This window comes from Duganella sp. GW821-FHT01E12, assembly GCF_059422325.1.
In genome coordinates, this window is the sequence record NZ_JBWKWR010000010.1 from 218,898 (window position 1) to 226,088 (window position 7,191).

Here is a 7,191-nt window from a genome sequence, read left to right on the forward strand (position 1 = left end):
CACGTCCTTAGCGGATGCGCATGCCCGGCTCTGCGCCCGGCCATGGGTTGAGGATGTAGATGCCCGGATTGGCTTTCTCGTCCTTGGCCGAGCCGGCCAGCACCATGCCTTCGGACACGCCGAACTTCATCTTGCGCGGCGCCAGGTTGGCCACCATCACGGTCAGCTTGCCGACCAGCTCTTCCGGCTGGTACATGGACTTGATGCCGGAGAAGACATTGCGCAGGCGGCCTTCGCCCACGTCCAGGGTCAGGCGCAGCAGCTTGTCCGAGCCGTCCACGTGTTCGCAGTTGACGATCTTGGCCACGCGCAGGTCGATCTTGACGAAGTCGTCGATGCTGATCTGCGGCGCCAGTTCTTCCACGCCTTCGGGCATCGGCAGCGCCGGTGCGGCTGGCGCGGCGGCGGCCTTGGCCGGCTTGGCGGCGGCCGCAGGGGCAGCAGCGGCGGCGGCCTGCTGGGCCGGCGCGTCGAACAGGTCCTCGATCATCTTGGCGTCGACGCGCGTCATCAGGTGCGCGTAGGCGCCGATGGTGCGGCCCAGCATGGCGCTGGACACCACGCCGCTGGCGACGTCGGTGTCGGCCCACACCAGCTGATCGTCGTTGAGGAACTTGGCCACGTTGGCGGCCACGCCCGGCAGCACCGGCGACAGCAGTATGGTCAGCTGGCGGAACAGGATCAGCGCGGTGGTGCAGACGTCGTGCAGCTCGGCCAGTTTGGCCTCGTCCTTGGCCAGTATCCACGGCTTGTTCTCGTCGACGTACTGGTTGGTGATGTCGGCGATCTCCATGATCTCGCGCAGCGCCTTGCCGAACTCGCGCGCCTCGAAATTGGCGGCGATGCTGGCCTGGCGTTCGACGCCGTCGGCGGTGATCAGCGCGCGCTTGATCCAGCCCTGCGCGCCCTCGGACAGCGACAACGCCAGCTTGCCGTCGAACTTCTTGGCGATGAAGCCGGCGCAACGCGAGGCGATGTTGACGTATTTGCCGATCAGGTCGCTATTGACGCGGGCCACGAAGTCCTCGCCCGTGAAGTCCAGGTCTTCCACCTTGGAGTTGAGCTTGAAGGCGATGTAGTAGCGCAGCCATTCCGGATTCATGCCCAGGTTCAGGTAGCGCAGCGGCGAGATGCCGGTGCCGCGCGACTTGGACATCTTTTCGTTGTTGACGGTCAGGTGGCCGTGCACGTTGACCTTGAGCTTGTCGATCACCGGGTGGCCGGCGAAGTTCAGCATGGCCGGCCAGAACAGCAGGTGGAAGGAGACGATGTCCTTGCCGATGAAGTGGATCTGCTCGGTGCCCGGATCCTTCAGCAGCGCCTCGTAGTCGATGCCTTTTTTCTCGCAGTAGTTCTTCAGACTGGCAAGGTAGCCGACCGGCGCGTCCAGCCACACATAGAAGAACTTGCCCGGCGCGTCGGGAATCGGGATGCCGAAGTAGGGCGCGTCGCGCGAGATGTCCCAGTCGGCCAGCTTCTCGCCGGCCTCGCCCAGCCATTCGCTGACCTTGTTGACCATCTCGGGCTGCAAGCGGCCCGGCGTGTTCAGCCAGTCCTTGAGGAACTGGTAGCAGCGCGGGTCGGACAGCTTGAAGAAGTACTGCTCCGAATCCTTGAGCACCGGCGTGGCGTTGGTGAACACCGAGAATGGGTTGATCAGCTCGGTCGGCTGGTAGGCCGCGCCGCACACTTCGCAGTTATCGCCGTACTGGTCCTTGGCGTGGCAGGTCGGGCACTCGCCCTTGATGTTGCGGTCGGCCAGGAACATGCCTTTGACCGGGTCGTAGAAGCGCGGCACGATCTTGGTCTGGATCAGGCCGTTGTCGCGCAGCTTGCGGTAGATGCCCTGCGACAGGTCGACGTTTTCCGGCGAGTCGGTCGAGTACCAGTTGTCGAAGGCGATGTGGAAGCCGTCCAGGTACTGGGCGCGGCCGGCCGCGATCTTGGCGACGAATTCCTGCGGCGTGATGCCTTCCTTTTCGGCCGCGATCATGATCGGCGTGCCGTGGGTGTCGTCGGCGCCGACGAAGTGCACCACCCGTTGCGCGTCGCCGTCGCGCTGCATTCGCTGGAACCGGACCCAGATGTCGGCCTGGATGTACTCCATCATGTGGCCAATATGGAAAGCGGCGTTTGCGTAGGGCAGGGCAGTGGTGACGAACAGCTTGCGGGTCATGGTTGATGCACTTTGTGGGTGGAAAAAGAACATTTTAACAGTGGAAGCCGCAACTGCGCACGTTCGAGGGGTTTTCCGGCGCGATGCGCTAGAATGAGGGCACATTTTACGGAGAGAGTTACATGAGCATCACAGTAGAAGACGTCAAAGCCGCGCTGTCCAAGATCGTTGACCCAAATACAACGAAAGACTATGTGACCGGCAAGGCCGTGAAGAATCTGAAGGTCGAGGGCGGCGACATCTCGCTCGACATCGAGCTGGGCTATCCGGCCAGGAGCCAGTTCGACGCCATCCGCGCCAGCGTCATCGCCGGCCTGCGCGCGCTGCCGGGCGTGGGCAACGTCAGCGTCGGCGTGTCGAGCAAGATCATCTCGCACACCGTGCAGCGCGGCCTGAAGCTGATGCCCAACGTGAAGAACATCATCGCCGTGGCCTCCGGCAAGGGCGGCGTCGGCAAGTCGACCACCGCCGTCAACCTGGCGCTGGCGCTGGCCGCCGAGGGCGCCTCGGTCGGCCTGCTGGACGCCGATATCTACGGCCCGTCGCAGCCGATGATGCTGGGCGTGTCCGGCCGGCCCGAGACCAAGGACGGCAAGACCATGGAGCCGCTGGAGAACTACGGCGTGCAAGTGTCGTCGATCGGCTTCCTGATCGACCCGGACGAGCCTATGGTGTGGCGCGGCCCGATGGTCACGCAGGCGCTGCAGCAGCTGCTGGAGCAGACCAACTGGCGCGACCTGGACTACCTGGTGGTCGACATGCCGCCCGGCACCGGCGACATCCAGTTGACCCTGTCGCAGAAAGTGCCGGTCACCGGCGCCGTCATCGTCACCACGCCGCAGGACATCGCGCTGCTGGACGCGCGCAAGGGCTTAAAGATGTTCGAGAAGGTCGGCATTCCTATCCTGGGCATCGTCGAGAACATGAGCACGCACATCTGCTCGAACTGCGGCCACGCGGAGGAAATCTTCGGCGCCGGCGGCGGTGCGAAGATGTGCAAGGATTTCAATGTCGAGTTCCTGGGCGCGCTGCCGCTGACGCTGTCCATCCGCGAGCAGGCCGATTCCGGCAAGCCGACCGTGGTGGCCGAGCCGGACGGCAAGGTGGCCGCCATCTACAAGGATATCGCGCGCAAGATTGCAGTACAGGTCTCGGAGAAGGCCAAGGATATGACCAGCAAGTTCCCTAGCATCGTCATCAAGAACGACTAACCGGAGATTCCCTATGATGAAAAAAATGATTGCCGCAGCAGCCTTCCTGACCCTGGGCGCGAGCGCCTATGCCCAGCAGTCGGTCGCCTTTGTCGAGCCCTTCGACGGCTCCACCGTCACCAGCCCGTTCCGGGTCAAGTTCGCCGTCACCGGCATGGAGGTCAAGCCGGCCGGCGACATGACCGCCAACACCGGCCACCACCACCTGCTGATCAACGCCGCGCCGGTCAAGGCCGGCGAAGTGGTGCCGGCCGACGAGCAGCACATCCACTTCGGCAAGGGCCAGACCGAGACCGAAGTCAAGCTGGCGCCCGGCACCTATGTGTTGTCGCTGCAGTTCGCCAACGGCCTGCACCAGTCCTATGGCCCGGGCATGAGCACCAGCATCAAGGTCACCGTCAAGTAAGCCGGATGGTTGCGCGCGGCCCACACCGCGCGCAAATTTTCCAAAAAAGATATTAAAAAACGCAACATCATGGGTTAGCATGCGGTTTTGTTTGCCGAGAGCCTGCCTTGACGTCGCCCCATCTGCACGCGGTCCCCGCACCGACCGCCCATCACGCCGCACCTGAATTCTGCCCCAGCTGCAATACCCGCCTCGGCGTCAACTTTTGCCCGCAATGTGGCCAGGAGGCCGTGCTGCATCCGCCCAGCATGGGCGAATTTGTCGCCGAGTTCATCGGCCACTATGTCGCCATCGAAGGCAAGCTGTGGCGCACGATGGGTTTGCTGTTGCTGCGTCCGGGCGCGCTGACCAAGGCTTACATGGCGGGCAAACGCGTCAACTACCTGCAGCCGCTGCGGCTGTTCCTGACGCTGAGCGTGATCCTGTTTTCATTGCTGCAGTTCGGCGGCTTCAAGATCGGCGGCAATGACGCCAGGCCCGCCGCGCCGGGCGAGGTGGCCTTCACCGCCGATATCAAGCAGACCGACACGGCAGCCGCGCCACCGCCGCTGGCGCCCGGCGCGACCCGGTATACGGCGTCGCTGGGCTACTATCGTTTGAGCCTGCTGCGCCAGGGCCGGGAATCCGAGTTTGGAGTCAATTTCAGTTTTCCGAACGGCGAGCAGCCCTCCCTGCTGCGCTCGGCGGTTCTGCTGGTGTTCCCGCAATACGATGAAAAGTCCAAACGGTTTAGCCATTTGCCGGCCGAGACCAAGGCTGAACTGCTGACGCACGGCTTCTTTGCCCGCATGCCGTATGTCATCTTCTTCATGGTGCCGGTGTTCGCGCTGTTCCTCAAGCTGCTGTATCTGCCGTCGCGCCGGCCTTACGGCGAATACCTGCTGTTTGCGCTGCATGTCAACGCCTTCGCCTTTTTCGTCATGGTGCTGATGCACGCGATGCCCTGGGCGTGGGGCGTGGGCGCGCTGGCGCTGGTGCTGATGCTGTATGTGGGCCGCGCCATGCACAATGTGTACGGCGGCGCGCCGCTCGCCACGCTGGCCCGCTGGCTGGTGCTGGCCGTGGCCTATCTGGCGACGCTGGCGGTGCTGATCATGCAGGTGATGCAGGTGCTGGCGATCACTTCGGTCTGAGTCGGGCGCGGCTAAAAAGCGAATGGCGTCGTCGCGCGTATGTTGATCTAAGCCGCAAGTCCTTGTTTTCACGCCATCTTTTCGCCGCCGCGCGGACGCGTCGCGGCGAATAGCCGGCGCCCGGCCGGCTCCGTATTCTGTGGCTTCCACCAACCCACGCAACCGGAGTCCACCATGCGTTTAAACCACCTGAGTTTCCCTTCCAACGATGTCGCCGCCAGCGTCGCCTTCTTCGAGCGCCAGCTCGGCTGCCGGGTCGAACTGGCCGGCCCGACCAGCATCCTCAAGCGCGACGGCTTCGACATCGTCATCGAAGACTGCGGCGACCGCAGCACCGTCTGGCCGCACAATTTCCACCTCGGTTTTGAGCTGCCCGGCGTCGACGAGGTGCGCGCGCTGCACGCCCGCTTCAAGCAGGAGGGCGTGACGATGAAAACCGAGGTGTTCCACCACGAACGCGGTTCGCGCTTCTTCTGCGAGGCGCCGGGCGGCCTGCTGTTTGAGATCAACACCCGCGCCGACGCCGAAGAGCGCTATCGCCGCACCTTCGCCGACGCGGTAAAATAGCGTCTTTTACACATAAGCATTCCTACTTCGATGACTACTGCACCAGCCAAGCCAGTCCGCACCCGTTTCGCACCGAGCCCGACCGGCTACCTCCACCTGGGCGGCGCCCGCACGGCGCTGTACTCCTGGGCCTACGCCCGTCACTTCGGCGGCACCTTCGTGCTGCGCATCGAGGACACCGACCTGGAGCGCTCGACCCCGGAGGCGGTGCAGGCCATCATCGAAGGCATGGAGTGGCTGGGCCTGAGCCACGACGAAGGCCCGTTCTACCAGATGCAGCGCATGGACCGCTACCGCGAAGTGGTGGCGCAGATGCTGGAGGCGGGCACCGCCTACCATTGCTACTCGTCGCCGGAAGAAGTCGAGGCGATGCGCGAGCGCATGCGCGAAGCGGGCGAGAAGCCGCGCTACGACGGCACCTGGCGTCCGGAGCCGGGCAAGACGCTGCCGGCCATCCCCGAAGGCCGCAAGCCGGTGGTGCGCTTCAAGAACCCGCTGGACGGCGAGGTGAGCTGGGACGATTTCGTCAAGGGCACCATCACCATCGGCAACAAGGAGCTGGACGACCTCGTCATCGCCCGTCCGGACGGCACGCCCACCTATAACTTCTGCGTGGCGGTCGACGACTGGGACATGCAGATCAGTCACGTGCTGCGCGGCGACGACCACGTCAACAACACGCCGCGCCAGATCAACATCCTGCGCGCGATCGGCGCGCCGCTGCCGCTGTACGGCCACCTGCCGATGATACTGGGCGCCGACGGCCAGAAGATGTCCAAGCGCAAGGACGCGGTCAACGTCATGGACTACCCGGCGCAGGGCTATCTGCCGGAAGCGATCCTGAACTACCTGGCGCGCCTGGGCTGGAGCCACGGCGACGACGAGGTGTTCTCGATGGAGCAGGTGTGCGCCTGGTTCGACGGCAGCCACCTGTCCAACTCGGCCGCGCAGTTCAACATCGAAAAGCTGAACTGGCTCAACAACCACTACATCAAGCAGGCCGACAACGAGCGCCTGGCCGCGCTGGCGCAGCCGCGCATGCTGGCGGCCGGCGCCGTGTTCGACGGCGCGCCCGCGCTGCCGGCCGTGCTGGCGCTGATGAAAGAGCGCGTCAACACCGTCAACGAACTGGCCGACGCCGCCATGCTGTTCTATCGCGCGCCGCAGCCGGACGCGGCGCTGATGGCCCAGCACCTGACCGAGGCCGTCAAGCCGGCGCTGGCGCAGTTCGCCGAGCGTTGCGCCACGGTGGAGTGGAGCAAGGAAGCGCTGGCCGCGATGATCAAGGAAGTGCTGGCCGCCAACGGTCTGAAGATGCCGCAGATGGCCATGCCGCTGCGCCTGATCGTCACCGGCCAATTGCAGACGCCGGCCATCGACGCCGTGCTGCACATCTTCGGCCGCGAGGCCATCGTTGCCCGCCTGGCGAAATTTTTGTGATTCTGAATTGAATCCTGAGCAAAGTTGCAAAAGGGTATTTGCATAGCGCAGCTTCTTTGCTATACTCTTGTTTCTGCAGCAAACGGGGGTATAGCTCAGCTGGGAGAGCGCTTGCATGGCATGCAAGAGGTCAGCGGTTCGATCCCGCTTACCTCCACCACGTTGCAGAATTGGTTGTTCGCAGTCCCCATCGTCTAGAGGCCTAGGACATCACCCTTTCACGGTGAGTACGGGGGTTCGAATCCCCCTGGGGACGCC

General features: G+C 64.0%; 6 protein-coding genes and 2 tRNA genes. 7 read left to right on the plus strand and 1 reads right to left on the minus strand.

The annotated features are described in order from the left end of the window. Positions 1-7 precede the first annotated feature (7 nt). Positions 8-2,176 carry a methionine--tRNA ligase gene (metG, locus tag AC07WS_RS24385; protein ID WP_494731559.1) on the minus strand — a complete coding sequence of 723 codons (2,169 nt, stop codon included), beginning with the start codon at positions 2,174-2,176 and terminating at the stop codon, positions 8-10. A 122-nt stretch (positions 2,177-2,298) separates the two neighbouring features. On the opposite strand from metG, the gene apbC reads away from it, so the two are divergent. From apbC to AC07WS_RS24420, 7 genes are all read left to right on the plus strand, one after another. Then, entirely contained in the window at positions 2,299-3,387 is a 1,089-nt protein-coding gene (gene apbC, locus AC07WS_RS24390; protein ID WP_494731560.1) for an iron-sulfur cluster carrier protein ApbC, read from the plus strand. Between the two features lie 13 nt (positions 3,388-3,400). Further along, positions 3,401-3,793 (plus strand): DUF4399 domain-containing protein, encoded by a 393-nt coding sequence (locus AC07WS_RS24395; RefSeq protein ID WP_494731561.1) that lies wholly within the window; start codon positions 3,401-3,403, stop codon positions 3,791-3,793. A gap of 107 nt (positions 3,794-3,900) precedes the next feature. Further along, positions 3,901-4,926: a DUF3667 domain-containing protein gene (locus AC07WS_RS24400; protein WP_494731562.1), complete on the plus strand. Its 1,026-nt coding sequence runs from the start codon at positions 3,901-3,903 to the stop codon at positions 4,924-4,926. 174 nt (positions 4,927-5,100) lie between these two features. Next, positions 5,101-5,493 (plus strand): VOC family protein, encoded by a 393-nt coding sequence (locus AC07WS_RS24405; protein ID WP_494731563.1) that lies wholly within the window; start codon positions 5,101-5,103, stop codon positions 5,491-5,493. A 30-nt stretch (positions 5,494-5,523) separates the two neighbouring features. Then, complete coding sequence (gene gltX / locus AC07WS_RS24410) at positions 5,524-6,933, plus strand: glutamate--tRNA ligase (protein WP_494731564.1); 1,410 nt, start codon at positions 5,524-5,526, stop codon at positions 6,931-6,933. An 84-nt stretch (positions 6,934-7,017) separates the two neighbouring features. After that, positions 7,018-7,093 (plus strand) — tRNA-Ala (locus AC07WS_RS24415). A gap of 23 nt (positions 7,094-7,116) precedes the next feature. Beyond that, positions 7,117-7,189, plus strand: a tRNA-Glu gene (locus AC07WS_RS24420). Positions 7,190-7,191 lie beyond the last annotated feature (2 nt).

Bases quoted from the DNA above. Each gene is read 5' to 3' on its own strand.
- AC07WS_RS24405 (WP_494731563.1), top strand. From the start codon at position 5,101: ATGCGTTTAAACCACCTGAGTTTCCCTTCCAACGATGTCGCCGCCAGC.
- metG (WP_494731559.1), bottom strand. From the start codon at position 2,176: ATGACCCGCAAGCTGTTCGTCACCACTGCCCTGCCCTACGCAAACGCC.
- gltX (WP_494731564.1), top strand. From the start codon at position 5,524: ATGACTACTGCACCAGCCAAGCCAGTCCGCACCCGTTTCGCACCGAGC.
- AC07WS_RS24395 (WP_494731561.1), top strand. From the start codon at position 3,401: ATGATGAAAAAAATGATTGCCGCAGCAGCCTTCCTGACCCTGGGCGCG.
- apbC (WP_494731560.1), top strand. From the start codon at position 2,299: ATGAGCATCACAGTAGAAGACGTCAAAGCCGCGCTGTCCAAGATCGTT.